Annotated in this window: 22 protein-coding genes and 1 tRNA gene; 21 read left to right on the top strand and 2 right to left on the bottom strand. The window is 64.9% G+C overall.

The window, feature by feature from the left end; genetic code table 11:
• Window positions 1-52: 52 nt before the first annotated feature.
• The 3 genes from CXY77_RS18525 to leuA all read left to right on the top strand — a co-directional run bounded on the left by CXY77_RS18525 (window position 53) and on the right by leuA (window position 5,872).
• Window positions 53-1,372: an esterase family protein gene (locus CXY77_RS18525; RefSeq protein WP_158252885.1), complete on the top strand. Its 1,320-nt coding sequence runs from the start codon at window positions 53-55 to the stop codon at window positions 1,370-1,372.
• The gene (locus CXY77_RS18530; protein ID WP_104090773.1) at window positions 1,369-3,927 is read left to right on the top strand and encodes a DUF2156 domain-containing protein; all 2,559 of its coding nucleotides are present in this window, start codon (window positions 1,369-1,371) and stop codon (window positions 3,925-3,927) included. Before CXY77_RS18525 ends, CXY77_RS18530 begins: the two co-directional genes overlap by 4 nt.
• Window positions 3,928-4,105: 178 nt before the next feature.
• Entirely contained in the window at window positions 4,106-5,872 is a 1,767-nt protein-coding gene (leuA, locus tag CXY77_RS18535; protein ID WP_092339819.1) for a 2-isopropylmalate synthase, read from the top strand.
• A gap of 126 nt (window positions 5,873-5,998) precedes the next feature.
• Here the strand turns inward: leuA and CXY77_RS18540 are convergent, their stop codons facing one another.
• On the bottom strand, window positions 5,999-6,676 hold the full coding sequence (locus tag CXY77_RS18540; RefSeq protein WP_198412839.1) for a hypothetical protein: 678 nt from the start codon (window positions 6,674-6,676) through the stop codon (window positions 5,999-6,001).
• Window positions 6,677-6,847: 171 nt separating this feature from the next.
• On the opposite strand from CXY77_RS18540, the gene recO reads away from it, so the two are divergent.
• The 16 genes from recO (at window position 6,848) to CXY77_RS18615 (ending at window position 23,260) form a co-directional block, all read left to right on the top strand.
• On the top strand, window positions 6,848-7,588 hold the full coding sequence (gene recO, locus CXY77_RS18545; RefSeq protein ID WP_104090775.1) for a DNA repair protein RecO: 741 nt from the start codon (window positions 6,848-6,850) through the stop codon (window positions 7,586-7,588).
• On the top strand, window positions 7,585-8,403 hold the full coding sequence (locus CXY77_RS18550) for an isoprenyl transferase (RefSeq protein WP_233197513.1): 819 nt from the start codon (window positions 7,585-7,587) through the stop codon (window positions 8,401-8,403). The genes recO and CXY77_RS18550 overlap by 4 nt, the downstream gene beginning before the upstream one ends.
• 61 nt (window positions 8,404-8,464) lie before the next feature.
• On the top strand, window positions 8,465-9,190 hold the full coding sequence (locus CXY77_RS18555; RefSeq protein WP_199181949.1) for a DsbA family protein: 726 nt from the start codon (window positions 8,465-8,467) through the stop codon (window positions 9,188-9,190).
• Window positions 9,191-9,268: 78 nt separating this feature from the next.
• Window positions 9,269-9,403: a hypothetical protein gene (locus tag CXY77_RS20900; protein WP_255410059.1), complete on the top strand. Its 135-nt coding sequence runs from the start codon at window positions 9,269-9,271 to the stop codon at window positions 9,401-9,403.
• Window positions 9,404-9,541: 138 nt separating this feature from the next.
• The gene (dusB, locus tag CXY77_RS18560) at window positions 9,542-10,726 is read left to right on the top strand and encodes a tRNA dihydrouridine synthase DusB (RefSeq protein WP_104130693.1); all 1,185 of its coding nucleotides are present in this window, start codon (window positions 9,542-9,544) and stop codon (window positions 10,724-10,726) included.
• Entirely contained in the window at window positions 10,719-11,969 is a 1,251-nt protein-coding gene (locus CXY77_RS18565; protein WP_092339823.1) for a deoxyguanosinetriphosphate triphosphohydrolase, read from the top strand. Before dusB ends, CXY77_RS18565 begins: the two co-directional genes overlap by 8 nt.
• A 317-nt stretch (window positions 11,970-12,286) precedes the next feature.
• On the top strand, window positions 12,287-14,158 hold the full coding sequence (gene dnaG / locus CXY77_RS18570; RefSeq protein WP_104130694.1) for a DNA primase: 1,872 nt from the start codon (window positions 12,287-12,289) through the stop codon (window positions 14,156-14,158).
• Between the two features lie 217 nt (window positions 14,159-14,375).
• Window positions 14,376-16,010, top strand: a complete 1,635-nt coding sequence (locus tag CXY77_RS18575; RefSeq protein WP_092339825.1) for an ABC transporter substrate-binding protein — start codon at window positions 14,376-14,378, stop codon at window positions 16,008-16,010.
• Window positions 16,011-16,110: 100 nt separating this feature from the next.
• Window positions 16,111-17,202 (top strand): ABC transporter permease, encoded by a 1,092-nt coding sequence (locus CXY77_RS18580; protein ID WP_092339826.1) that lies wholly within the window; start codon window positions 16,111-16,113, stop codon window positions 17,200-17,202.
• A 2-nt stretch (window positions 17,203-17,204) separates the two neighbouring features.
• A complete protein-coding gene (locus tag CXY77_RS18585; protein ID WP_104130695.1) occupies window positions 17,205-18,293 on the top strand; it encodes an ABC transporter permease in 1,089 nt (362 codons plus the stop codon).
• On the top strand, window positions 18,293-19,996 hold the full coding sequence (locus tag CXY77_RS18590) for an ABC transporter ATP-binding protein (RefSeq protein WP_092339828.1): 1,704 nt from the start codon (window positions 18,293-18,295) through the stop codon (window positions 19,994-19,996). The genes CXY77_RS18585 and CXY77_RS18590 overlap by 1 nt, the downstream gene beginning before the upstream one ends.
• A 5-nt stretch (window positions 19,997-20,001) precedes the next feature.
• Window positions 20,002-20,892: an ATP-binding cassette domain-containing protein gene (locus CXY77_RS18595; protein ID WP_104130696.1), complete on the top strand. Its 891-nt coding sequence runs from the start codon at window positions 20,002-20,004 to the stop codon at window positions 20,890-20,892.
• Between the two features lie 230 nt (window positions 20,893-21,122).
• A tRNA-Asn gene (locus CXY77_RS18600) sits at window positions 21,123-21,195 on the top strand.
• Window positions 21,196-21,317: 122 nt separating this feature from the next.
• Window positions 21,318-22,193, top strand: a complete 876-nt coding sequence (locus tag CXY77_RS18605; protein ID WP_092339830.1) for a sensor histidine kinase — start codon at window positions 21,318-21,320, stop codon at window positions 22,191-22,193.
• A gap of 21 nt (window positions 22,194-22,214) precedes the next feature.
• Window positions 22,215-22,958, top strand: coding sequence for an AzlC family ABC transporter permease (locus tag CXY77_RS18610; RefSeq protein WP_104130697.1), 744 nt, complete (start codon window positions 22,215-22,217; stop codon window positions 22,956-22,958).
• Window positions 22,955-23,260: an AzlD domain-containing protein gene (locus CXY77_RS18615; protein WP_092339832.1), complete on the top strand. Its 306-nt coding sequence runs from the start codon at window positions 22,955-22,957 to the stop codon at window positions 23,258-23,260. Before CXY77_RS18610 ends, CXY77_RS18615 begins: the two co-directional genes overlap by 4 nt.
• Here CXY77_RS18615 and def read toward each other — a convergent pair whose 3' ends face one another.
• Window positions 23,261-23,833, bottom strand: coding sequence for a peptide deformylase (gene def, locus CXY77_RS18620; protein ID WP_104130698.1), 573 nt, complete (start codon window positions 23,831-23,833; stop codon window positions 23,261-23,263).
• A 40-nt stretch (window positions 23,834-23,873) separates the two neighbouring features.
• Between def and CXY77_RS18625 the strand changes: the two genes are divergently transcribed.
• Together CXY77_RS18625 and CXY77_RS18630 are read left to right on the top strand one after the other, a co-directional pair.
• On the top strand, window positions 23,874-24,788 hold the full coding sequence (locus CXY77_RS18625; RefSeq protein WP_104130699.1) for a DMT family transporter: 915 nt from the start codon (window positions 23,874-23,876) through the stop codon (window positions 24,786-24,788).
• Between the two features lie 155 nt (window positions 24,789-24,943).
• A complete protein-coding gene (locus CXY77_RS18630) occupies window positions 24,944-26,224 on the top strand; it encodes a glycosyltransferase (protein WP_092339835.1) in 1,281 nt (426 codons plus the stop codon).
• Window positions 26,225-26,229: the final 5 nt, after the last annotated feature.

Genomic DNA, 26,229 nt, shown 5'->3' on the forward strand with positions numbered 1-26,229 from the left:
ATGCCCGTCTACGAACCTGCCGGTGGTGCCAGAGTGGTCTCGGAGGCTCTGGATGAACTCGCTGCTCTCGGACATTAACCCGCTCGATCTCAACCTCATCGACGCACCCCTCCTCGCAGCGCTCTATGGCGTCACCGGTCTTGTACTGCTGCTCGTGTTGCTCGGTCCGACGGGCGTGCGTCGCGCGGTCATGACCGTCATCGGTGCCGTCGTCGGGGCAGCCGCCGGTTGGCTTCTGGCCTGGCTGGTCAGCGACGTCTGGGATCCCTGGGGCGTGTCGCTGTCGATCGGCACCCGGCTCTGGACCGAAGCACTGGGTGCCAGCGTCGCCATTGTGCTGCTGAATCTGCGCGGCCAGGTTCGGTGGCGACGCGTCGTCGCTATGTGCGCTCTGCCGCTCTGCCTGCTCAGCGCCGCGGCTGGGATCAACGCCGACGTCGGCCAATTTCCCACGCTACGAGTAGCTCTCGGTCTGGCTAGTTTTCCGCAGCTCGACCAGGCTCTGGCGACGGCTCGCAGCGACACTCTCGCGGCCGGTACGACGACCAGCACGGGCGACGGAATCGTCGGCACCGTCACCATCCCGGCGACGGTCTCCGGGTTCGCCGCACGACCCGCCCTGGTCTATCTTCCGCCCGCAGCGACGGCAACCAACCCGCCGGCGCTTCCCGTGGTCGAGATGCTGTCCGGCCAACCCGGCAGCCCGAGCGACGTGTTCACGGCCGGCGGCCTGGCCCGCATTCTCGACCGGTATGCCCAGGCGCACTCCGGCCTCGCCCCCATCGTCGTGGTTCCCGACCAGCTCGGCGCGCCCGACAACAATCCGATGTGCGTGGACTCGAAACTGGGCAACGCGGCCAGCTACCTCACCGTCGATGTTCCCACCTGGATCCGCGCGCACCTGCACGTGGTCGGCCAGCCCCTGGGCTGGACCATCGCCGGGTTCTCCCAGGGCGGTACGTGTTCAATTCAACTCGGCGCGGCGCACCCGCAGCTCTACGGTACGATTTTGGACATCGCGGGAGAGCTCGTTCCCAGCAACGGAAGCGAGGCGCACACGGTGGCAGCCGGTTTCGACGGCAGTGCCGCTTCGTATGCCGCGGCAGCACCATCAGCCATTCTCGCCGCCCACGCACCCTATGTCGATCTCGCCGCGATTTTTGTGGTCGGTGACAGTGACCTGCGCTTTCTGCCGAGGGTTCGCGCGGTAGCGGATGCTGCCCAGCGCGCCGGCGTCGACAGTCGCCTCTTCGAATCATCGGGCACAGCCCACGACTGGCACACCGTCGACTACGCATGGACCACGGCCCTGCCCATCATCGCCGCCCGAACGGGGCTGCTCGCTCCGCACGTGGTGGCGATGACACGATGACCGGCGAACGGATCGCGCACGAACCGGCCAAGCGCATCCGGGTGGACCTGGCCACGCGCCCATCGCGAACGCGCTCGGCCGTGACCTCCTTCCGCGGGTTGGCCGCGCAGCGGCCGTTCGCGGTCGCGTTCGCGATCGTCCTTCTGCTCGTCGCGCTGGTCAGCGGGGTGATTTCGGGGCCGTCGCGGGGCATCCGTCTCCTTTTCGGAACCGGCTACGAGTCGGTCATCGACCGCGGACACTGGTGGTCGCCGCTCACCTCGGTGTTCTTCGTCGACAACGGTGCCGAGTTGTTGTTGGCGCTGGCCGGTGCGCTGGTTCTGCTGGGATTCGCCGAACGACTGATGGGAACCCGGCGCACCGTCATCGCCTTTCTGATCACGTCGATTCTCGGTGCCGGAATCGGCCTCGGCGCCCAATACCTCGGCGTGGCCGGCGGCGAGATGTGGTCGCGCGGCGTGAGCGAGTTGTGGTCGATCGACCCCTTCACTCCCATGTTCGGCAGTGCCCTGGCGGCCAGTTACTTCGCCGGGCCGCTCTGGCGGCGGCGTATTCGGGTGCTCGGCCTGTCGACGGTACTCGTGCTCGTGCTGTATTCAGGCCAGCCCTCCGACCTCTACCGGATGCTGGCCGCGGTCGTCGGGCTCGGCGTCGGCTGGCTGTGGCGCCCGCCGCTGCGTGTCACGTCGTGGCGGCGCAGCTCCGACCACGAAACTCGCACGCTGCTGTCCGCCATCGTCGGCATGGTCGCGGTCGGACCGGTCATCACCATCTTCTCCGGTGCCCGGTTCGGTCTGCTCGCGCCGCTCGGTATGCTGCTCAGCCAGGACGTACCTACGGCCGGGGAGGTCGTCGACCGCTGTCTGCTGGGTGACGTGACCCGGCAGTGCGTGCAGGAACTCAGCCTTGAACGCATCGGCGGGGCCGGCCCGGTGCTGGTCAGCCTGCTGCCGTTACTCACCCTCGTCGTTGCCGCGTTCGGGCTGTCCCGCGGACGGCGGTTCGCCGCGTGGCTGGCGATCACCATCAACACCGGGCTGGCCCTGCTCGCCGCCTGGTATTACGGGCTGCTGCCGATGTCCGGGCAGGCCTACGTCTGGCAGTGGCAATCCGGCCGGTACTGGGAGGTCACGCTCATCCTCGTGGTGTCGGTGCTCGTGCCGCTCGCCGTTGCCCTCGTTATCCTCGGCCATCTGCGCCGTTTTCCGGTTGCCTCCCGCACCGGCGTGCGACGTCGGTTCGTGCTCGTGACTTTGGGTAGCCTCGCTGCACTCGCCGCGTTCTACATCGGCATCGGATGGCTGCTCCGCGACCATTTTCGCCCAGCCGTCACGCTGCTCGACCTGCTCGCGGACGTGCCGGAGCGCTTCATTCCGGTCGGGTTCCTGCGCCTGGAGCGGGTGTCTTTTCTTCCGGCCGACCCGCTTGCCACCGCCCTGTACGACGGTGTCGGTGCGGCATTCTGGATCGTTGTCTTCGTCGGGGCGATCCTCTGCCTGCGGAGCGCGTCGGTCGGCCCGACCGCCGACGCGCCGGAGCGGCTACGCACCCTGCTCGCCGACCACGGCGGCGGATCGCTCGGGTTCATGACGACCTGGACCGGTAATTCCCTCTGGTTCACCGCGAGTGGGCGTACGGCGATCGCCTATCGCGTGGTCAACGGCATCGCCATCACCACGTCGGAACCGGTCGGACCGCCCTCCGAGGCCGCTGAGGCCGTGGCCTTCTTTGCCCGCATGTGCGACGACCACGGTTGGGTGCCGGTGTTTTACAGCCTGCATGAGAGCTGGCACCCGGTCTTCAACGCGATGGGCTGGCACACCATGCAGGTGGGGGAGGAGACACTGCTCAATCCGAGCGTCTGGAACACCACCGGAAAGAAGTGGCAGGACATCCGCTCATCCGTCAATCGGGCCGACCGCGCCGGTGTGCGGGCGGTCTGGACCAGCTACCGGGCGCTGTCGCTGGCGCAGGCAGCGCAGATCGCCGAAATCTCGGAGCAGTGGGTTCAAGAGAAAGAACTCCCCGAACTGGGGTTCACCCTCGGCGGCCTCGACGAACTGCGCGACCCCGCCGTGCGGCTCATGCTCGCCGTCGACGATGCAGAGCGCGTGCACGCCGTCACCAGCTGGCTGCCGACCTACCACGCCGGTGAAATTGTGGGCTACACCCTCGACTTCATGCGGCGCCGCCCGGACAGCATCAACGGGGTGATGGAATTTCTGATCGCCCAAACGGCCGAGCGGATGCAGCAGAGTGCGCAGATCGAGTTTCTCAGCCTGTCCATAGCGCCGCTCGCCCCGGCTGCCGGGCCCCGGCCGGGCGGAGTGGCCGATCGACTGCTCGAATACCTCGGGCGCACGCTCGAACCGGTGTACGGGTTTCGGTCGCTGCTCGCGTTCAAACGTAAGTTCCAGCCGGAGTTCGCGCCCGTTTTCATGGCTTTTCCCGACCCGGTCGCACTGCCGGAGATCGGGTTGGCCCTGGCCCGTGCCTACCTGCCGAGTCTGTCGATGCGGGAGGTCGTCACCTTGATGCGCGGGCTGAGCCAGTAGCATCCGATGGCCGAGGCGGTGCCAGTAACGGTCGTATCAGCGCTGCCAAACGGTGCTAGCCTGAAAATGTGTTGAACGGTGCGCTCCTCCTTAGCTGCCGCGACGAGTCCTAATCTAAAGGCCTCCCTCGTCGCGGCGTTCGTCGTTGGCTGTACGACACCCACGAGGAAACAGGACCATGAAGAACAATCAGACCGCATCCACACTGCCGATCCACCGCTACCGCCCGTACCACGAGCAGTTCGCCGTTGACTTGCCCGACCGTACCTGGCCGAGCAAGCACATCACGGTTGCTCCGCGCTGGTGCGCGGTCGACCTGCGTGACGGCAACCAGTCGCTCATCGACCCGATGAGCCCCGAGCGCAAGCGCATCATGTTCGATCTGCTCGTGCGCATGGGCTACAAGGAGATCGAGGTGGGCTTTCCCTCGGCGAGCCAGACCGACTTCGACTTCGTGCGCAGCCTGATCGACGAGAACGCGATCCCCGATGACGTCACCATCCAGGTGTTGACCCAGGCCCGCGAGCACCTGATCAAGCGCACCTATGAGTCGATCACCGGTGCCAAGCAGGCCATTGTGCACCTCTATAATTCCACCAGCATCCTGCAGCGCGAGGTTGTCTTTCGCGAACAGAAGCAGGGCATCGTCGACCTGGCCCTGTACGGCGCGCGCCTCTGCAAGCAGATGGAGTCGACCATTCCCGGCACGACCATCTACTACGAGTACTCGCCGGAGAGCTTCACCGGCACCGAGCTCGACTTCGCCGTCGACATCACCAACCAGGTCGTCGAAATTCTGGAGCCCACTCCGGAGCGCAAGGTCATCGTCAACCTGCCGGCCACGGTCGAAATGGCCACGCCCAACGTGTACGCCGATTCCATTGAGTGGATGGGCCGTCACCTGACCCAGCGCGAGAATATTCTCATCTCCTTGCACCCGCACAACGACCGCGGAACCGCCATCGCCGCTGCCGAGCTCGGCTACCTGGCCGGTGCCGACCGCATCGAGGGCTGCCTGTTCGGTAACGGCGAGCGCACCGGCAACGTGGACCTCGTCGCGCTCGGCGTCAACCTGTTCACGCAGGGAATCGACCCGCAGATCGACTTCAGCAACATCGACGAGATCAAGCGCACCGCCGAGTACTGCAACCAGTTGCCGGTACCCGAACGCAACCCGTGGGCTGGCGACCTGGTCTTCACCGCGTTCAGCGGCTCGCACCAGGATGCCATCAAAAAGGGCTTCGAAGCAATGGATGCCGACGCCGCCAAGCAGGGCTGCACCGTCAACGACCTGGTCTGGGCCGTTCCCTACCTGCCGATCGACCCCAAGGACCTGGGTCGCAGCTACGAGGCCGTGATTCGGGTGAACTCGCAGTCGGGCAAGGGCGGCGTCGCCTACCTGCTCAAGACCGACCACGCCCTCGACCTGCCGCGCAAGCTGCAGATCGAATTCTCCGGCGTCGTGCAGGCCAAGACCGACGCCGAAGGTGGCGAGGTCACGAGCGAGCAGATCTGGGACATCTTCAACGATGAGTACCTGCCAGCGGCGATCAAGAACCCCGAATCCAAGTGGGGTCGGTTCGAACTGCACTCCACCCGTACCTCGAGCGATCTGACCGGCACGGTGGATCTCGCCGTCGAACTGCGCGACGGCGACACCGTGGCGCAGGCCACCGGGTCCGGCAACGGCCCGATCAACGCGTTCCTCGGAGTGATGGCGGAGCGTGGCATCGCCATCACCCTGTACGACTATGTCGAGCACGCGCTTTCCGCCGGTGGCGACGCGCAGGCGGCCGCCTACGTCGAGCTCGACGTGAACGGCAAGAGGTACTGGGGCGTCGGCATCGACGCGGACATCTCCACTGCCTCGCTGAAGTCGGTGGTGTCTGCGGTCAACCGGGGAATCCGGGCCGAGATCAGCGACCTGGAGCTGGCCGCCGTTTAGCAGCATCCACTTTTCGCACCAACACGAAAGCCCAGAACCGTCAGTTCGGTTCTGGGCTATCGTTGCACCATCCGGGTGCGGCCTGGTGTTGGTCTGTGCAGGGGTTAGTGTGATCGTTTGCCCTGATCAGGCCAGGGCGGGCAGGTGCATCGCGCGATCCGTGCTACGTGCACCGAGCAGGGCGCGGCAATCGTTGATCGCGTGGTCCAACAGGGTGTACAGCCGGGCGTCCGGGTCGGCAATGCAGGCCTCACCGATACCCTGCACCGCAACGCGAATAATCGTGTCGGCCGTGCGCGGAGTGAACTTGGTGTGCGACCAGGAATGCACACCCCCGATGAAGTCACGCGCCCAACGTTCGGCATCCGGTGCTTCATCGAGAGCGGCCCGAATGAGCGGGCGCATCCGCTCGGCCAACGCCAGATCAAGACCGGATGCGTTCCGCTCGCAGGTCAGCACGCCCACCGCGAGCGCGCGCTGGCGTTCCAGACTCGCCACTGGAAGCGCTTCGCACCCGGCGCGCAGGGCAACAGCAACCTCAACGCGCTTATCGGAACCGGTCAGCCCGATGACTGACGGAATCAGCAGTGCGAGCCGCGACCTGGCGTCGTCGGAACTGCAGTCATTGACCATGCGAGCAAGCGAGGCGAGCACCGGATGGGTGCAGGCGGGGTGGTCACTCCAGGACTCGCCGGCGAGGTAGGAGGCGAATTCCATGAAGCAGGCGCCGCTCTTCGGAGTGCGGTGTTTGCCGCGTGAAAGCACGGGCATAATGTCGGGCAGGCTGCCCTGGACTGGTTTCATGAAAACCTCCATACCACGGGGGACTAGGTGACCTTAAGTGTCCCCCCGTCCGGCCCGAAAAACCAGAGCCAAGGCAGACTAGTGACAAAATTTCAGGGCTAAATGAGCATCCGTTTTGTAGGGGAGGTCAGCCGTGACCGTACTTACAGCAACGGGGTGGGATAATTACCTGTGCCTGTCTACCGAGATGAAGCCGTGGTGCTGCGCACCCACAAGCTGGGTGAAGCCGACCGCATCGTCACCATGCTCACCCGAGCGCACGGCAAGGTGCGCGCTGTCGCCAAGGGCGTGCGGCGTACCGGGTCCAAATTCGGCGCCCGGCTCGAACCGTTCATGGTCGCCGACGTGCAGCTCTACGAGGGCCGAAGCCTCGACATCATCACCCAGGCAGAGTCGCTCGGCTCCTACGGCGCCCTGATCACCGCCGACTACGGCAGTTACACCGCCGCGAGCGTCATGGTCGAAACCGCCGACAAACTCACCGAATCAGAGGGGTCGCTGCAGCAGTACCTGCTGTTGGTCGGCGCCCTGCGATCGTTGTCCCGCCAGGAACACGGCTCCCACCTCACCCTCAACTCCTATCTCTTGCGCGCCGTGTCGATGGCAGGCTGGGCGCCGAGCTTTGAGGACTGTGCCCGCTGCGGCGCCCTCGGCGAACTCGGCATCGGGGGTCAACACAGTGCCATGGTCGTGCAGATGGGCGGCCTCGTCTGCGATGACTGCGCCCCTCCCGGTTCGCCCCGGCTCGACGCTGCGACGATCGCCCTGCTCAGCGCTCTGCTCACCGGCGACTGGGAACACGCGAGCGCGAGCCCCGAACGTACCCAAAGCCAGGCGGCCGGCGTCGTCGCCGCCTACACGCAGTGGCACCTGGGCCGCGGGCTTCGCTCGCTGGAACACGTCGCCCGATGATGGCGAGCCTCTTCGGCTTCAAGGGTGCCACTCACAAAGATTCCGTTCCATTCAAACCGCTCGACTGGACCGGCCTCTACCCGCCCGATCTGGCCCGCAAGGTCGTGCCTGAGCACGTCGCCGTCGTCATGGACGGCAACGGCCGCTGGGCCAATGGCCAGGGCCTCACCCGCATCGAGGGGCACAAAGCCGGCGAGGCCGCCCTGCTCGACGTCGTGGCCGGCGCCATCCAGATCGGCGTCAAACACCTCAGCGTCTACGCCTTCTCCACCGAGAACTGGAAGCGCTCGCCCGACGAGGTGCGTTTTCTCATGGGCTTCAACCGTGACGTCCTGCATCGCCGCCGCGATCAGCTCAACGAGTGGGGCGTGCGAATTCGGTGGGCGGGGCGCAAGCCGAAGCTGTGGGCATCCGTCATCAACGAACTGCAATTCGCCGAGAAGCTCACTGCTGGCAACGACGTACTCACCCTCACCATGTGCGTGAATTACGGCGGACGCACCGAAATAGCGGATGCCGTGCGCGCGCTGGCCGAGGACGTCGCCGCCGGCAGGCTGAAGCCGTCGGGCATCACCGAGAAGGCCATCGCGAAGCAGCTCTATGTGCCCGAACTCCCCGACGTAGACCTGTTCGTGCGCAGCTCGGGGGAGCAACGCACGAGCAACTTTCTGCTCTGGCAGAGCGCCTACGCCGAGATGGTCTTTCTCGACACCTTGTGGCCGGACTTCACCCGGGTCGACCTCTGGCGAGCAGTCGAACTGTTCGCCTCGCGCAACCGACGCTACGGCGGAGCGGTCGACGCCCCAACGTCCTGAATGCCGCCTGCCAATATTCCCTGCGGGGAATACACGAGCGCAGGGCCCCGTTGGCCCGAGTGTGACTGACACAACTACTACCGACATTTCTGCCCCCACGAGCTCCGACCCGATCAAGGTCGATATCTGGAGCGATGTGCAGTGCCCCTGGTGTTACATCGGCAAACGCAAGTTTGAAGCCGGAGCGGCCCTGTTCGACGGCGCCGTCGAGGTTGAGTACCACAGCTTCGAGCTCTCACCCGACACCCCAGTCGATTTTGTCGGAAACACGGTCGACTATCTCAGCCAACACAAGGGGATGCCGGCCGATCAGGTGAAGCAGATGCTCGCCAACGTCACCGAGATCGCCGCGAGCGTCGGCCTCGACTACGACTGGGACTCGGTGCACCAGACCAACACCGTCATCTCGCACGAATTGTTGCACTACGCCAAGGCGCACGGCCGCCAGCTCGACATGATGGAACGCCTGCTCAAGGCCTACTTCATCGACGGCCGCCATGTGGGCCGGGTCGAAGACCTCGCCGACCTGGCCGCGGAGATCGGACTCGACCGGGCCGACGTCGTGCGGTCACTGACCGCCCACGAGCACCTCGCCGCGGTCAAAGCGGACGTCGCGCAGGCCGGTGCCTACGGCATCCAGGGCGTTCCGTTCTTCGTCATCGACGGCCGCTACGGCATCTCGGGCGCGCAGGACCCGACGGCGTTCGCCCAGGCCCTCGACCAGGCTCGCGCCGACCGTTCGAAGGATGCTTCCACGAATACTTCCACCGGCGCTGCTTCCGCGTAGCAACGATACTCAGCCGCATCGCGTAGCCTGACGGGTAAGACTTTCACCGATCCACCTAATTGATTCAGGAGATAACTCATGACTGACACCATCGCCACCACGCCGCCCGTCTTCACCGACGCTGCCGGCCGTCCCACCATTGAGCTCCTGGGCGCCCCCGCTGCGACCGACGAGGCCGCCGGCTCCTGCTGCGGTGGCGGCTGCTGCAGCTAATTTGAACTCATTTCAACACGAACGCAGCTGCCGCAGGCCTGGTCACCAGGCGCGACAGCTGCGTTTCTGCGTGGGCTGCGGCATCCGTTCTGCCAACGATTCGAAGCATGCCTCGCTTTCTGGGAGAATTGACGCAACATGACCTTACCCACCCGCACTGTCGGCCCACCTGTCGACCAGGTGGCGCCGACCGGACCGCTGCGAATCGGTCCGCTCACCCTCGACGTGCCCGTGGTGCTCGCTCCGATGGCCGGCATCACCAATACGGCGTTCCGCAGGCTCTGCCGCGAATACGGCGCCGGACTGTTCGTCAGCGAAATGATCACCTCACGCGCGCTCGTTGAACGCAACGCCGAGACGATGCGGCTGATCACCCACCACGAGAGTGAAACCACCCGCTCCATTCAGCTCTACGGCGTTGACCCTAAGACCGTCTCCGAAGCGGTGACCATGCTCGTCTCCGAAGACCGCGCCGATCACATCGACCTCAACTTCGGCTGCCCGGTACCCAAAGTCACCCGTAAGGGCGGGGGAGCGGCCCTGCCGTGGAAGATCGGCCTGTTTCGTCAGATCGTCGAAGCCGCTGTCACCGCCGCCGGCGCGGTTCCGTTGACCGTGAAAATGCGCAAGGGCATCGACGCCGACCACCTCACCTACATCGAGGCCGGTAAGGCTGCCGCCGGAGCCGGCGTCGCCTCCATCGCGCTGCACGGGCGAACGGCTGCGGAGTTCTACTCCGGCCACGCCGACTGGTCGGCCATCGAGAAGCTCAAGAACGCCATCAGCGACGTACCGGTGCTCGGCAACGGCGACATTTGGTCAGCCGATGACGCCCTGCGCATGGTGCGCGAGACCGGATGCGACGGCGTCGTCGTCGGGCGCGGCTGTCTCGGCCGTCCGTGGCTGTTCGGGGATCTCGCCGCGGCCTTCCGCGGGCAGGAACTCAAGGCCGAACCCGGCCTCGGCCAGGTCATCAACGCGTTCCGCCGCCACGCCGAACTCCTCACCGAATACTTCGACAGCGAAGACCGCGCCTGCCGCGACATTCGCAAGCACGTTGCCTGGTACTTCAAGGGCTACCCGGTGGGCGGCGACCTGCGGGCCAGCCTGGCCATGGTGCAGACCCTCGCGCAGCTCGACGACCTGCTCGGCACCCTTGACGCCTCGTTGCCCTACCCGGGAGCAGATGTCGAGGGCCCGCGCGGTCGGGCGGGAACACCGAAGAAGCCGTCTCTGCCGGAGCACTGGCTCGAATCGCAGGATCTTTTCGGTGCGGAGCGAGTGAATTTGACCGAGGGCGAAGGGGACACCAGCGGTGGCTAACTCAAACGGATACAGCGAGAACGACGAGGCCCGTTGGTTTCCCGAAGAGCACTACTCCAGGCGCAGCGACTTTGCCCGCGACCGGGCACGCCTACTGCACTCGAGCGCTCTGCGCCGCCTTGCGGCCAAGACGCAGGTGCTCAGCCCCACGGCGGGGCTCGACTTTGCCCGCAACCGGCTGACTCACTCGCTCGAGGTCGCCCAGGTGGGGCGGGAGATCGCCTCGCGCCTGAACGTCGACCCCGACATCGTCGATACCGCCTGCCTGGCACACGACATCGGGCATCCGCCCTTTGGCCACAACGGTGAGAAGGCACTCAGCCTGTGGTCGGAAGACATCGGCGGGTTCGAGGGAAATGCTCAGACCCTGCGCCTGCTCACCAGGCTCGAGCCCAAGGTATTCGGGCCCGACGGTCACAGCTATGGCCTCAACCTCACCCGGGCGAGCCTCGACGCCAGCTGCAAGTACCCCTGGCCGGAGGGTTCCTCGGTCTATGACCCGAGCGGGCGTGCCAAGTTCGGGTTCTACCAGGACGACATTGCCGCGTTCGAGTGGCTGCGCGAGGGAGCCCCCGACCGCCAGCTCTGCATCGAAGCGCAGGTAATGGACCTCTCCGACGACATCGCCTACAGCGTGCACGACTTCGAGGATGCCATTGTCAACGGCTACGTCGACGTCGCGGCCCTGAGCAGCCGCACCGACCACGACGAACTCCTCGCGACCATGTCGGAATGGATCGGCGACGAAACCAGTGCAGACGACCTCGCGGCGGCGTTCAACCGGCTCGACTCGCTCGATGTCTGGATGGACTCGTGGACGGCCGGGCGCCGCGACCAGGGCCACCTCAAGAACCTCACGAGCCAGCTCATCGGTCGGTTCAGCGGTGCCGCCGTGCATGCCACCAAGGAGGCGCACCCGGGCGCGAACATGCTGCGCTTCGGGGCCAATGTAATCGTGCCCCGCGAGATCCAGGCCGAAATCGCGGTACTCAAGGGCATCGTCGCGGCCTTCGTCATGACCCGCAATACCCGCAAGCCCATTTACGTGCAGCAGCGTCAGGTGCTCACCCTGCTCGCCCAGACCCTGCACGACTCCGGTGACGAACACCTCGACCCCGGCTTCCGCGAGGACTGGCACGCTGCCGCCGACGATGCCGCCCGCAAGCGTGTCATCGTCGACCAGGTGGCAAGTCTGACCGACCAATCCGCCCTGGCCTGGTACGAGCGCCTGGTCCAGGGCTAGCCCCGCCCCCGCTCCGCCTTTACTGTGGACGGGGCCCGGGCCCCGTCCCTGGGCCCAGTTTATAAACTGGGCCCAGGGTCACAACATGGGCCCGGCGCCAAACTCGTTCTGGACTGTGGCGGAGACGGGATTTCCGCGGGGTGGCGAGTTTTGAGCGTTTGCGGGGGTCGCCGCACGCTCCTCGCGGTGGTCCCCGCAAATACTCAATGTCTGAGCGCGGAGCGGATGTCCCGTCCCTGCCGCCCATCTCAGGAACAGCCACATACAAGACCCACTGGTGAACGAAGCCTGTCAGACCGAGAAGATAGAATTCAGATATGGCTGGACTGATTCGACAAAGTGACATCGAAGAGGTCAAGGCCCGCACCAATATCGCCGACATCATCGGTGACTACGTCACCCTGAAGTCTGCCGGTGTCGGCTCGATGAAGGGTCTCTGCCCCTTCCACGACGAACGCAGCCCCAGCTTTCACGTGCGCCCGCAGGTCGGTTTCTACCACTGCTTCGGCTGCGGCGAGAGCGGCGACGTCTATTCCTTTCTGCAGAAGATGGACCATGTCAGCTTCAGCGAAGCCGTCGAACGCCTGGCCGGCCGGGTCGGCCTCGACCTGCACTACGAAGACGGCTCCGGCGCCGCCCCCGACCACGGCAACCGTGCCCGCCTGCTCGCTGCCAACCAGACGGCATCCGATTTCTTCATCGAACAGCTCGGCCGCGCCGGTGCCGAGGTCGGCCGGGCCTTCCTCGGCCAGCGCGGCTTCGACGCCGCAGCGGCAACCCGGTTCGGAGTCGGCTTCGCTCCGAAGAGCTGGGACGAACTGACCAACCACCTGCGCGGTCGAGGTTTCACCACCGACGAGCTCACCCTCGCCGGCCTGGTCTCGAGCCGCGAGGGATCCAGCGGCATCTACGACCGCTTTCGGGGCCGCCTGGTCTGGCCCATTCGCGACATCACCGGGCAGACCATCGGCTTCGGCGCCCGCAAACTGCTCGACGACGATAAAGGCCCGAAATACCTCAACACCCCGGAGTCGCCGGTGTACCACAAGGCCCAGGTGCTCTACGGACTCGACCTCGCCAAGCGTGACATTTCCCGCAGCCACCAGGTCGTCGTGGTCGAGGGCTACACCGACGTCATGGCCTGCCACCTGGCCGGCATCACCACGGCCGTCGCAACCTGCGGTACGTCGTTCGGCGTTGACCACATCAAGGTGCTGCGCCGCGTGCTCGGTGACGACTCGGGCGTCGGCGAGGTCGTCTTCACCTTCGACCCAGATGCCGCCGGTCAAAAAGCCGCCATGCGCGCCTTCAGCGAGGAACAGCGCTTCTCCGCCCAGACCTACGTGGCCGTGGGGCCGGAAGGCCTCGACCCCTGCGACCTGCGCCTGCAGCGCGGTGATGACGCCGTGCGTCGCCTGGTCGACTCGAAGAAGCCCATGTTCGAGTTCATGATTCGACAGATTCTCTCCCAGTACAACCTCGACACCGTCGAGGGCCGAACGGCCGCCCTGCGCGCCGCCGCCCCCGTCGTCGGCGAGATTCGCGACCCGGTGCTGCGACCCGGCTACACCCGGGAACTCTCCCGCATGCTCGGCGTCGACATGGGCGACGTCGCCAAAGCGGTGACGAATGCCCAGTCCGGCGCACGCGCATCGGCGAGCGGCGGGCCGAACGCGCCCCGGCACGGCGGCGTGATCGAAGTCGTGCCGGAACGTCCGTTCTCGCTGGTCGAACTGCCCACCGATCCGGTCACGAGGCTCGAACGCGACGGCCTCATGGCCATGCTGCAGCGACCCACGCTGATCGGCCGGGACATTCTCGACAGTGCGGTGCAGACCTCCTTCGCTAATACCTCCCTCGCGGTCGTTCGCGATGCGATTGCCGCGAGTCTGTCGCACTTCGAGGCGGCGGACTGGCTCGAGCGGGTCGTCGCCGAGGTGCCGGACGGTTTCAAGAACCTCGTGCAGGAACTCGCCATGGCGAACCTGCCCGAGCGCACTGAGAAAGACGTCGCCCGCTACGTGCGCGATATCACGATCGTGCTCATCGACAAGGACCTACTGAGGCTCAAAGCCGAATTACTCGGTCGCCTGCAGCGAGCGGATGCCGACGACACCGAGATGTACCGCACCCTCCAGCGTGAACTCGTGCGGGTCGAAGCCGAGCGCCGAGCCCTTCGCGACGAATAGCACACCCGCTGGCGCGCACACTCGAAGCAACATCTGAGCACTGAATTTCAGACTGCAACATATGAGCCCGACTTTGTTGCAGATATGTAAAGAAGCTGCGGCTGAGCGTGGCTACCTGCGAATTCTGTGCTAATTCTTACCTAACAGCAATGAAAAGTTATGCCCATTTTTTGGGTGTTCCGGTTCATGAGACTTCTACAGGAAGAGGACGACGGATATGACATCCGCATTCACTAACGGCAAGCGTGCTCTCGTTGCCACAACCGGACTCGCGGTCGCCGCACTGGTTCTTTCCGGGTGCGCTTCCGGCGGTAACACCACACCGGCGGCCACCGGCGGCCCGATCACGATCGGCACGACCGACAAGGTAACCACGCTCGACCCGGCCGGCTCCTATGACAACGGCTCTTTTTCGGTGCAGACCCAGGTCTTCCCATTCCTCATGAGCAGCAAATTCGGAACAGCGGATGTCGAACCCGACATCGCCGTCAGCGCCGAGTTCACAGCGCCCACGGAATACACCGTCACCCTCAAGCCCGACCTCAAATGGGCCAACGGCAACGCACTCACCGCCTCTGACGTCAAGTTCAGCTTCGACCGCCAGCTGGCGATCGCGGCCGATACCGGCCCGTCGTCGCTGCTCTACAACCTCGACAGCACTGCTGCTGTGGATGACACGACCGTCGTCTTCACGCTCAAAGCCGGGAACGACCAGATCTTCCCGCAAATTCTGTCCAGCCCCGCTGGCGTGATCGTGGATGAAGACTCCTTCTCCGCAACGGAGGTCACCTCCGACGATGACATCGTTGCCGCTGAGGCCTTTGCCGGCCAGTACGTGCTGACGAGCTACGACTTCAACAACCTCCTCTCCTACAAGGCGTACGAGGGCTACGAAGGTCTGCTTGGCGCTGCCAAGACGGATGTCATCAACGTCAAGTACTACACCGACGCTTCGAATCTGAAGCTCGACGTGCAGGAAGGCAACATCGACGTCGCATGGCGCAGCCTCTCCGCGACCGACATTGACGACCTGCGCGGCAACGACGCTGTCAAGGTCGTTGACGGCCCCGGTGGAGAAATCCGCTACATCACCTTCAACTTCAATACGCAGCCTTTCGGCACGACGACCGCTGACGCCGACCCGGCCAAGGCCCTCGCCGTTCGTGCCGCAGTCGCCGACGTTGTTGATCGCGCCGAGCTCGCCGATCAGGTCTACAAGGGCACCTACACCCCGCTGTACTCCTACGTTCCCGCCGGAATGACCGGTGCCACCGAATCGCTCAAGGGTCTCTACGGAGACGGCAAGGGCGGGCCGGACGTCGAAAAGGCCAAGGCTGACCTCGCCGCAGCCGGCGTGACCACGCCGATCGCACTCAACCTTCAGTACAACGCCGACCACTACGGCCCCGGTTCGAGCGACGAATATGCGCTGATCAAAGACCAGCTGGATGCCTCCGGCCTGTTCACGGTTAGCCTGCAGTCGACCGAGTGGGTGCAGTACTCCAAGGACCGCGTAGCAGACGTGTACCCCGCTTACCAGCTCGGCTGGTTCCCGGACTACTCCGACGCTGACAACTACCTGGCCCCGTTCTTCGCCGAGGGCAACTTCCTCAAGAACCACTACGACGACGCCGACGTTACTGCCCTGATCCAGAAGCAGGCCGTCACCACCGACGCCGCAGAGCGTACCGCGCTCATCGAGGAGATCCAGGACAAGGTTGCGGCGCAGCTCTCGACCGTGCCGCTTCTCCAGGGCGCCCAGGTTGCCGTCACCGGAACAGACATCACCGGGACCGGGGACACACTTGATGCCTCCTTCAAGTTCCGTTACGGCGCGCTGGCTAAGGGCTAGACCGTACAGCGACTAGAGTTTTCTCTAGTTTGATCACCGGGGGTGTTCAGCGACACGATCGCTGGATGCCCCCGATTCTTTTTGCAATTGTGAGGTAGTAATGACCACTGTGGCGATGAAGCCGCCCGTACCGGCGGCCGGGCGTGTTCCCAAGAAGAAATCCAGCCCGGGCGGTGGAATAGGCCGTTACCTTCTCATACGCTTCCTGCTCATCTTCCCCACCATTTTCATCCTGGTGTCGATGGTGTTCTGGCTCATGCGTACGACCGGAGACCCGATCACCGCCGCTCTCGGCGGCAAGCTCGGCCCGGATCAGCTTGCCGTACTCATTCACGAAGCCGGCTACGACCGACCGATTATTATTCAATACTTCGAATACCTCGGCCAGGTCTTCACCGGCAACTTCGGCACGACCATCAGCACGAATCGTCCCGTGTCTGAAGTCCTGCTCACCTACGGATCCGCGACGGCCGAGCTCGTGTTCTACGCACTCATCGTAGCCTTCATCGTCGGAATCCCACTCGGTATGGTCGCTGCGTACTGGCGCGACAAAGCACCGGATGCCTTTCTCCGCGTGTTCGCCATCCTCTGCTACGCCACCCCGGTATTTTTCGCCGGGTTACTTCTCAAGCTCGTCTTCGCGGTTTGGCTCAAGGCCTTACCCGTTGCCGGCCGAGCCACCGTCGGTTCCGAATTGCAGATGCAGTTTCTTCCGGACAAGACCGGTATCTATCTGATCGACGCAATCAAGACGGGCGATCCCGCCGTACTGGGTGACGTTCTGCTGCACGCCGTGCTTCCCGCGTTAGCGCTCGGACTCCTGACGGCCGGAGTGTTCCTGCGACTCGTGCGCACCAACGTCATCGGAACCCTCGGCACGGACTACGTCAATGCCGCTCGCTCCCGGGGAGTGAATGAATTCCGTCTGGTCAGCAAGCACGCCTATCGGCCCGCGCTGATTCCGATCATCACCGTCATCGGATTGCAGGTGGCGCTGTTGTTGGGCGGAGCCGTGCTGACCGAAACCACCTTCGAATGGAAGGGCCTGGGTTTCATGCTCATCGAATTCATCAAGGCCCGTGACTTCGTAGCGGTGCAGGGAATTGTTGCCCTTCTCGCCGTGATCGTGGCCCTGTCCAACTTCATCGTGGACATCATCGCCGCGCTCATCGACCCGCGAGTGAGGTACTGACCATGACAACGCTCACTGAAACCACCCACGCCCCCAAAGCGCCACTGTGGACACGACTGCCCGTCATACACCAGCTCCGGCAGAGCGTTGGGCTGCAACGAGGCATGCTCGTCGTCGGCCTCGTGATCACTGGAATCTTCATCCTGACCGCGATCTTCGCCCCGCTCCTGGCGCCTTACGGCTTTAGCCAGCTCCGCGATGCGAACGGAACGTTCGGCGCCCAGCAGTCACCGGGCGGCGCTCACTTTCTGGGCACCACCGTCGGTGGTTACGACGTGCTCTCCCGTGTCATCTGGGGGTCGCAGACCGCGATCACCGTGATGGTCATCGCTGTCGTGCTGTCGATTTTCGCCGGCGTGGGCCTGGGTCTCGTCTCCGGTTACTTCGGCGGCTGGCTCGACCGGGTACTCGTGGTCATCTGCGACGCCGTCTATGCCTTTCCGGCCCTGCTGCTCGCGATCGTCATGGGCATTGTCATCTCCGGTGGCCGATCCGGTCTGTGGGGCGGAATTTTCGCCGCCGCGATCTCGATCACCGTGGTCTTCATCCCGCAGTACTTCCGGGTGATTCGTGCTGAGACCGTGCGCATCAAGGCGGAAGCCTACGTGGAGTCGGCCCGCGTTCTCGGTGCCAGCAACGGGCGTATCATGTTTCGTCACGTACTGCGTAATGCCACCCGCACCCTGCCGCTGATCTTCACGCTCAATGCCTCTGAGGCACTCCTGACCCTCGCGGGACTCGGCTTCATCGGCTTCGGCATCGAACCGTCGTCGGCCGCCGAGTGGGGCTATGACCTGAACAAGTCACTGTCCGACGTGACCAGCGGCATCTGGTGGACGAGCCTGTTCCCAGGTCTGGCAATTGTTCTCGTGGTTCTCGGCATCACCCTCGTTGGTGAAAGCCTCAACGACCTCGCCGACCCGCGCCTGCGCAGTCGACGTGCTCCTGGCAAAACCGCCGGAGTCGTCGCCGCAACGAGCGTTGTTGCCGGTGGAACCCTGTCCGCCGGCCCCGGAGGAATCGAGGGGCTCGAACCCGACGCTCCAGCCGACAACCCGCACCCGAACGACGACCCATTTGAGGCCAAATAATGAGCGCTCAGTCCCTTCCCGACGTCGTTCGCATCGACAACCTCAATGTCACGTTTGCCACCGACGGTGGTGCCGTCAAAGCAGTCGACGGGGTGACCCTGCGGGTTGCTCCGGGCGAGATTCTCGCCATCGTGGGGGAGAGCGGCAGCGGCAAGAGCGTCACGGCCAAGACCATCCTCGGGTTGCTGCCAGAAACGGCAACCGCGCACGGTACCGTCATCCTCAGCAGCAAGGACGGTTCTGATTCCAACGACGTTCTCGCGGTGAGCAAGCAAAAGTTGCGCCAACTGCGGGGAACGGATGTTTCCATGGTGTTCCAGGAGCCGTCTACGGCCCTGAACCCCGTGTTCACCGTCGGTTGGCAGATCGCCGAGGGTATTCGCGCCCACGGTGAGTTCAGCCGCAAGGAAGCCCGCGCGAAGGCCATTGAGATTCTCGGTCGCGTCGGCATCCCCGACCCGCAGAGCCGTGTCGACTACTACCCGCACCAGTTCTCCGGCGGCCAGAAGCAGCGCGTGGTTATCGCCATGGCACTCGTGCTCGACCCTGGGCTGATCGTGGCCGACGAACCGACCACCGCGTTGGATGTGACGGTGCAGGCCGAGATCCTCGACCTGCTGCGCCGTTGCCGCGATGAATTCGGCACCGCCATCGTGCTCATCACGCACAACATGGGCGTCGTCGCTGACCTCGCCGACCGCGTCGTCGTCATGTACGAGGGCAAGATCGTGGAGGAAGCGCCTGTGCACGAACTCTTCTCAACACCGCGACACGACTACACCAAGCGACTGCTCGGCTCGGTGCCCCACGTCGGCCAGGGCACCATTCGCGCGACCCAGCGCGCTCTGTCCCGCGAACCCGGCTGGGCAGCCGAACCCCCGGTCGTCGTGGCCGACAACCTGAAGATCCAGTACCCGGGCCGGTTGGGGAAACCCGGTTTCACCGCCGTCGACGGCGTGAGTTTCGTCATCCGCTCTGGCGAAGTGCTCGGTCTGGTCGGCGAGAGCGGATCGGGCAAGACCACGATTGGCCGTGCCATGGCCGGACTCACCCGGGTGACTGATGGTTCCCTGAGTGTGCTCGGGCACGAGATGAACGGATTCAAGGAACGCGCCTTCAAGAAGGTGCGCAGCGACATCGGCTTCGTCTTTCAAGACCCGGCGTCAAGCTTCAACCCGCTTCTCACGATCGCCGAGTGCGTCGCCGAACCGCTCGTCGTGCACGGGCGCGCCGCCAACGCCGGGGCCGCCCGTAAGCGGGTCAACGAACTGCTCGAGGCGGTGCAGCTGCCGCGCGCCTACGGCGACCGATACCCGCACGAGCTCAGCGGTGGTCAGCGCCAGCGTGCCAGCCTCGCCCGCGGCCTCGCGCTGGAACCGAGTCTGCTGATCGCCGACGAGCCCACCAGCGCGCTCGACGTGTCGGTGCAGGCCAAGGTGCTCGAGCTCTTCGCCGAACTCCAGAGGGAGTTCGGCTTCGCAGCCCTGTTCATTAGCCACGACCTCGCGGTCGTCGACATTCTCGCCGACCGCATTGCCGTGCTGTATAAGGGGAAACTGGTCGAGGAAGGTACCGGTGCTGAGGTGCTCGGTGCCCCGAAGGATGCCTACACCCAGCGTCTCCTCGCCTCGCTGCCGGTTCCGGATCCGGCTGCCCAGGCGCTGCGCCGGAACGAACTCCGCATTCTGCGGGCGGCGGGATAGTCCGTATGAGGCATGGCGCGGTATCCGTTCCCCCAATCCAGACCAGCGATCTGACCATCGAATACCCACCCCACGGTGCCAGCCCGGCGTTTGTCGCGGTGCACGGGTTCACCCTGCGCATCGAGCCCGGTGAGGTGGTGGGGCTGCTCGGCGAGAGCGGTTCCGGCAAGAGCACCGTGGCCCGGGTGCTCTCCGGTAACGCTTTTGTGAGCGACGTGACCGGCATCCGTCCGCAGATCACCGGGGGAGACGCGACCGTGCTGGGGTTCGGCCTGCGCCGCATCAGCAAGCGCAAGCTGGCCCGGCTCACGTTCGGGGTCGGGCTGCTGGCCCAGGACGCTGCCGATACCCTGCCGTCGACCATGACGGTGGCCGAGATCGTCGCTGAGCCCGTGCTGGAACGCGATCGACGCTACAACCGTCGCGCCCTCGGCGCCCAGGTGGCCACCATGATCGACGCGGTGCGCCTGCCCCTGACGGTTCTAGGACAATACCCTTACGAGCTCTCCAGCGGCCAGCGACAGCGTGTGGCGCTGGCCCGTGCGCTCGTGTTCGGTCCGGCGCTGTTGATCGCTGATGAGCCCACAGCAGGCGTTGACGTACTGGTGCGCGACGCGGTTATCGACCTGATCAGCGAATTACAGCAGGAACGGTCGTTCTCGGCTCTCGTCATCAGTCACGACCTGGCTGTGCTGCAGCGGGTGGCCAACCGCATCGGTGTCATGCATCAGGGCGTGCTCGTCGGCCTCGGCACCATCGACGACGTCTTTCGAGACCCGTGGCATCCCTACGTGCGCGGACTAGCCGCCGCCCTGCAGCATCCCGCAAGCGCTGCAACCGACACTGCCGCAGCCACCGCCAGCGACGATGAAACGGATGCCGCAGCCGCGAGCTGATCGCCGGTTGCGACCGATCGCATCCGCTTGATGCGCGATCGGTCGCGGCCGGCCCGACACGCCCGACCGGCTTTTGGCGCGTCAGACTGCTCATTAGTTGCAAGCGGCCCACCTTTCGGGGGATGCAGGGCCTTTGAACTGGCAAATCGGGCACGTCAGAGCCGATCGGCAGTCGACGTGGTTTGGGACAGGCAAGAAACCTTGGTAAAGTAGCAACGCTGTTCAAGCATTCCTCGATAGCTCAATTGGCAGAGCAGCGCACTGTTAATGCGCAGGTTCTTGGTTCGAGTCCAAGTCGGGGAGCGAAAGGCCACTCAGGGCTCCACCCCGGGTGGCCTTTTTTGTCGGTTCGTTTTGTGCCGACAAAAAAGGTTCTTCCAATTTCGACAGTGCGCCGGGCTTGGCACACGAGACGGCGGTCAGCAGTGGATTTCTCGCAACTTCTGGTACCAGCACTCGGCGTACTCTCCGGGGCGCTGCTCGTGCTGTGGGCCATCTCGCTAATTCGCTCACGCCGGGTACTGTTCGACCGCAATGCCGCCGAACGCGTGCGCATCGAACTGGAGCTCTCGCTCGCCGAGCAGCAGGGACGCTTGGCCATCATCCGCGAGCTGCAGGATGGCGCCGTGCTCACCATCGCCCGCCTTATCACCCGCGCCGAGGGTGCCCGCTACACCGCCGAGAGCGACCCGTCGACGGCTGTGCGCGCTGCCACGGCGCTCGTCGATGACGGCCGGGTGGCTCTCGCCGACATGCGCCGCGTGCTGACCATCGTGCGCGAGGGCGAGACCGTCGGCGCGCTCCAGCCCGGCCCGCAGTCGACCCGTGACCTGTTTCGGGTGATGCGCGACGCCGGGCTCGTGGTGAGTTTCATCGAATCGGGCGAACGCTTCGCACTCAAGGCGGGCGCCGAGCTCGCAATCTTCCGCATTCTGCAGAGTGCCCTCTCCAACGCGCTCAAGCACGGCGGCGTCGGTACCGAAGCTCGCGTGTCGTTCACCTGGACCCGCGACGGCCTGCAGCTGCTCGTCGACGACGACGGCATCCGTGCTGCAGCCCGTCGGGACGGCAAGGATTCCGGCGAGCAAGCCGCACGCACCCCGTACACGATCGAGGACGACCTCAAAGCCCTCAGCGAGAGCATTGCCGGCCCCGGCATCACGCAGATGCGGGAGCGCGCCCAGCTGTTCGGCGGCGTGTTCAACGCCGGAACGGTGCCCGGTCTGGGTTTCTCGGTTTCGGCTGTGTTCCCGTCACTTCGCTTTCACAACGGCGTGCACGGCGTCGACCTCACCCGGTGACCCCGGGCACCCCTCCTCACCGTGCCTGCGACCCACCCCGACGACGAGACACGCCAGCAACGCCTGGCCGTTCGTGAAGGTCTGGCCGTGGGGCTCGCGACCGCTGCCTATGGGGTGTCGTTCGGTGCACTTTCGGTCGCCGCGGGGCTCGACATCTGGCAGACCAGTTTCATTAGCATCGTCATGTTCTCCGGGGGCTCGCAATTCGCCCTCATCGGCGTGCTCGCTGCCGGTGGGGTCGCCGCCGGCCCGGCAGCCATCGCGAGCGCAGCGCTGCTCGGTGTGCGCAACGGCATCTACGGCATGCGTACCGCACCGATCGTCGGCACCGGCCTCTGGAAACGCCTGGCCGCCGGGTGGATCACGATTGACGAATCAACCGCGGTCGCTCTCGCCCAGCCGACACCGCACAGCCGCCGGGTCGGCTTCTGGGTCACCGGCGTGGCGGTCTTCATAGGCTGGAACGCGACCACCCTGATCGGCGCACTGATCGGCGATGCCCTCGGCGATACCCGGGCATACGGGCTCGACGCTGCAGCAGCGGCCGCGTTCGTCGGCCTGCTCTGGCCCCGCCTCAAGCGGATGCAGGCGGTCGCGGTGGCCGTCGCGGCTGCGGTCGTCGCCGCCACGCTCACCCCCGTGCTCATGCCGGGTCTGCCCGTGCTGGTCGCCGCCCTCGTGGCGGTCGTGGTCGGACTGTTCAACTGGCTGGGCGGGCCGACCGTGCCCGGCTGGGCATCCGCTCGAACGAAGTTGCGCTCATGACCCTGTGGCAGATCATTATTGCGGCTTCCATCGCCGTGCTCGCGCTCAAGCTGGCCGGCTATCTCGTGCCGCCGGCCCTGTTGCAGAAGCCCACGCCGTCGCGCATCGCCGACCTGCTGACGGTGGCGCTGCTGGCGGCGCTGATTGCCGTGCAGACGCTCGGCAGCGGGCAGGCACTCACCGTGGACGCTCGCATTCCCGCCGTGATCGTGGCGGCCGGGCTGTTCGCGATCAAAACGCCGTTCATCGTGGTCGTGATCGTGGCGGCGCTGGTCGCCGCGGGGCTGCGCGCGCTGATCTAGCTAGCCCTCGAGGTCGTCGATGCCGGGGGTCCAGCTCAGGCCGGGCACGCCCCAACTCTTCTTGCGTTCGACCTTGGCCGCCATTTTCGCGTAGACGTGCTCCAGGCGATCCACATAGAGCGTGCCGTCGAGGTGGTCGTATTCGTGCTGGAAGATGCGGGCGAGCCAGCCATCAGCTCGAATCTCGAAGGGTTGCTGCTCGGCATCAACGGCCCGCAGAATGGCGGACTGGGATCGCTTCAGGGGAAAACGCTCGCCCGGAAATGACAGGCAGCCTTCGTCTTCGTCGACATCTTCGTCATCGACGGGCGCGGCCGACACCGGCGTGATCCACAGTTCGGGGTTGATCGCAACGCCGCGCCACGATACCTCGTCGTCGTCCTGGTAGCTGTAGGTGAAAATGCGTAGCCCAACCCCCACCTGAGTGGCGGCGAGACCGACCCCCGGCGCGGCATCCATCGTCTCGAACATGTCTCGAACCAATTCGCGCAAACTATCGTCGAAATCGACGACGGGAGCTGCGGGGGAGTGGAGAACGGGGTCACCTGAAATTACTATCGCGCGTACGGCCATTTCTCCAGAATATCGGCAAGCTTGTCGATAGGGTCATCAAGTGACCTCCGACCTAACCGATCTGGCGACAGAAATCGCTATCGATCCACGTCAGGCCATCGGAATTCCGCTGGCCTTGGTCGGTGCGGTTTTTCTCTCCCTCGGCGCTCAATTCCAGCACCGTGGCGTCACCAAAGTCGAGGCGCGCACCGAAGAGGTCACCGGCGGACTCAACGCACGCCAGCTGACCCTGCTGCTGGCTCGGCCGTCGTGGGTATTCGGTTCGCTCATGCTCGGCCTGGCCATCGTGTTCCAACTGACCAGCCTCGCCTTCGCCCCCATCATCGTCGTGCAGCCGCTCGGGGCAGTCGCCCTCGTGATCACCGCCGTGCTGAACGCGAGAGTCAGCAAAGTCAAACTCAATCGGGCCAGCATTATCGCCATCTCGATGTGCGTGGGCGGGGTCGGCCTGTTCGTCACCGTTGCCGCGTTCACCGCAGTCGACAAGCCGGTCACCGACCAAAACCTGGTGACCATCCTCTTCGTGCTAGCGGCCGTACTGCTGGCCTTTGGGCTCGCCTTTGGGTTTCTGCGCCGACGGTCCCAGGCGATCTTTTACATTCTCGGCGCCGGTGTGCTGTACGGATTCGTCGCCACCCTCGCAAAGGTCGTGATCAACCGCACCCAGCACGGCAACTTCGAGTGGCTGACCCTCACCTGTGTGCTCGGCCTGCTGTTGGCCGCAGCGCTCGGGGCCTACTTCGTGCAAAACGCCTACGCGTCCGGACCGCCCGATCTGGTCATTGCCGGGCTCACCGTCGTCGACCCGCTCGTCGCGGTGGGAATCGGAATCGTTGTGCTGGGTGAAGCCAGCCAAGCCCCACCCGCAGCCGCAATCGCCTTCGTCGTTGCCGGCGCGATCGCCATTTGGGGCGTCTTCCTGCTCGCGCGCTACCACCCACAACTCGATCGCTGACTTCCTGCGAATTTCGGCCGCCACGGTGCGGGGCGCCGCGCGGGTGGCACGGTTTAGAATAGGGTTCGAGTGCGCAGCGTCATTTCTTGCCGCGCGCACCCGAGATATCCTGCCGGACGATGATCCCCGGCCCAACAACGTAGGGACCACTCCACTTGTCAGATTCGACCGACTTGCTGAGCAGCCCGACTCCGGGCGATGCGCCCGAGAGCGCGACGGATGCGCCGACCGAGAAACCTCGGATTCGCGTGCTCATTGCGGCCGACACGTTTGCACCCGATGTGAACGGTGCGGCACGATTTGCCGAGCGGCTCGCTGCTGGCCTCGTCGCCCGCGGCCACGAAGTGCAGATTATGGCGCCGGCCGCGTCGCGCAAGCACGGCAGCTGGACTGAGATGCACGAGGGCCAGGCCATGGTGGTGCACCGCCTGCACAGCTGGCGCTGGTACCCGCACGACTGGCTGCGATTCGCCCTGCCTTGGCTGATTCGCGGCGAAAGCCGGCGCATTCTCGATTCGTTCCACCCCGATGTCGTGCACTTTCAGTCGCATATCAACGTGGGGCGTGGTGTGTCCATCGAGGCGGCGAAGCGCAACATCCGCTTGGTCGGCACCAACCACTTCATGCCGGAGAACATGGTGAAGTTCTCCCTCGTTCCGGTCGGTTTGCAGGATCGAGTCATCAAGGCTGCGTGGCGGGCAGCCCGCCGCACCTTCGGGCGCGCCGCAGCGGTCACGACTCCGACCCGCCGCGCCGCCCAGTTTCTTGAGAAATACACCGGCCTCACCGGGGTATACGCCATCTCCTGCGGGATCGATGCCGACAACTACGCACCGAATTTTGAGCCGCGCACCGAGAACCGCATCCTCTTCGTCGGTCGCGTCACCGGTGAGAAGCAGATCGACGTCCTACTTCAGGCTGCAGCGCTGCTGTCCGCCGATCTCGATGCTCAAATTGAAATCGTCGGCGGGGGCGATCAGAAACGCAACCTGGAGCACCTGGCCGACACCCTCGGCATCCGCTCGCGTGTCACGTTCACCGGTTACGTGACGGATGACGAGCTGCGCGCCGCCTATTCGCGCGCCACGGTGTTTGCCATGCCCTCTGTCGCCGAGCTGCAGAGTATCGCCACGATGGAGGCGATGGCCTCCGGACTGCCCATTGTCGCGGCGGATGCCATGGCGCTGCCGCACCTCGTGCACGATGAGGCGAACGGGTACCTATTCAAGCCGAGCGACGCGCAGGATCTGGCCGACAAGCTGACCGTGGTTCTCACCGCGCCGCCGGATCGCCTGGCGGAGCTCAAGCGAGAGTCACTCAAGCTCATTGCCGCGCACGACATCAAGCGAACGTTGAACACATTCGAATGCCTGTATCGTGGGGAGCCGGTGAGCGATCTGGTCCCCAATGGGGCCTCGTCGCAGTCGCCCGAGTAATATGT

This window comes from Cryobacterium sp. N21, from assembly GCF_002929575.1.
Taxonomy (GTDB): domain Bacteria; phylum Actinomycetota; class Actinomycetes; order Actinomycetales; family Microbacteriaceae; genus Cryobacterium; species Cryobacterium flavum.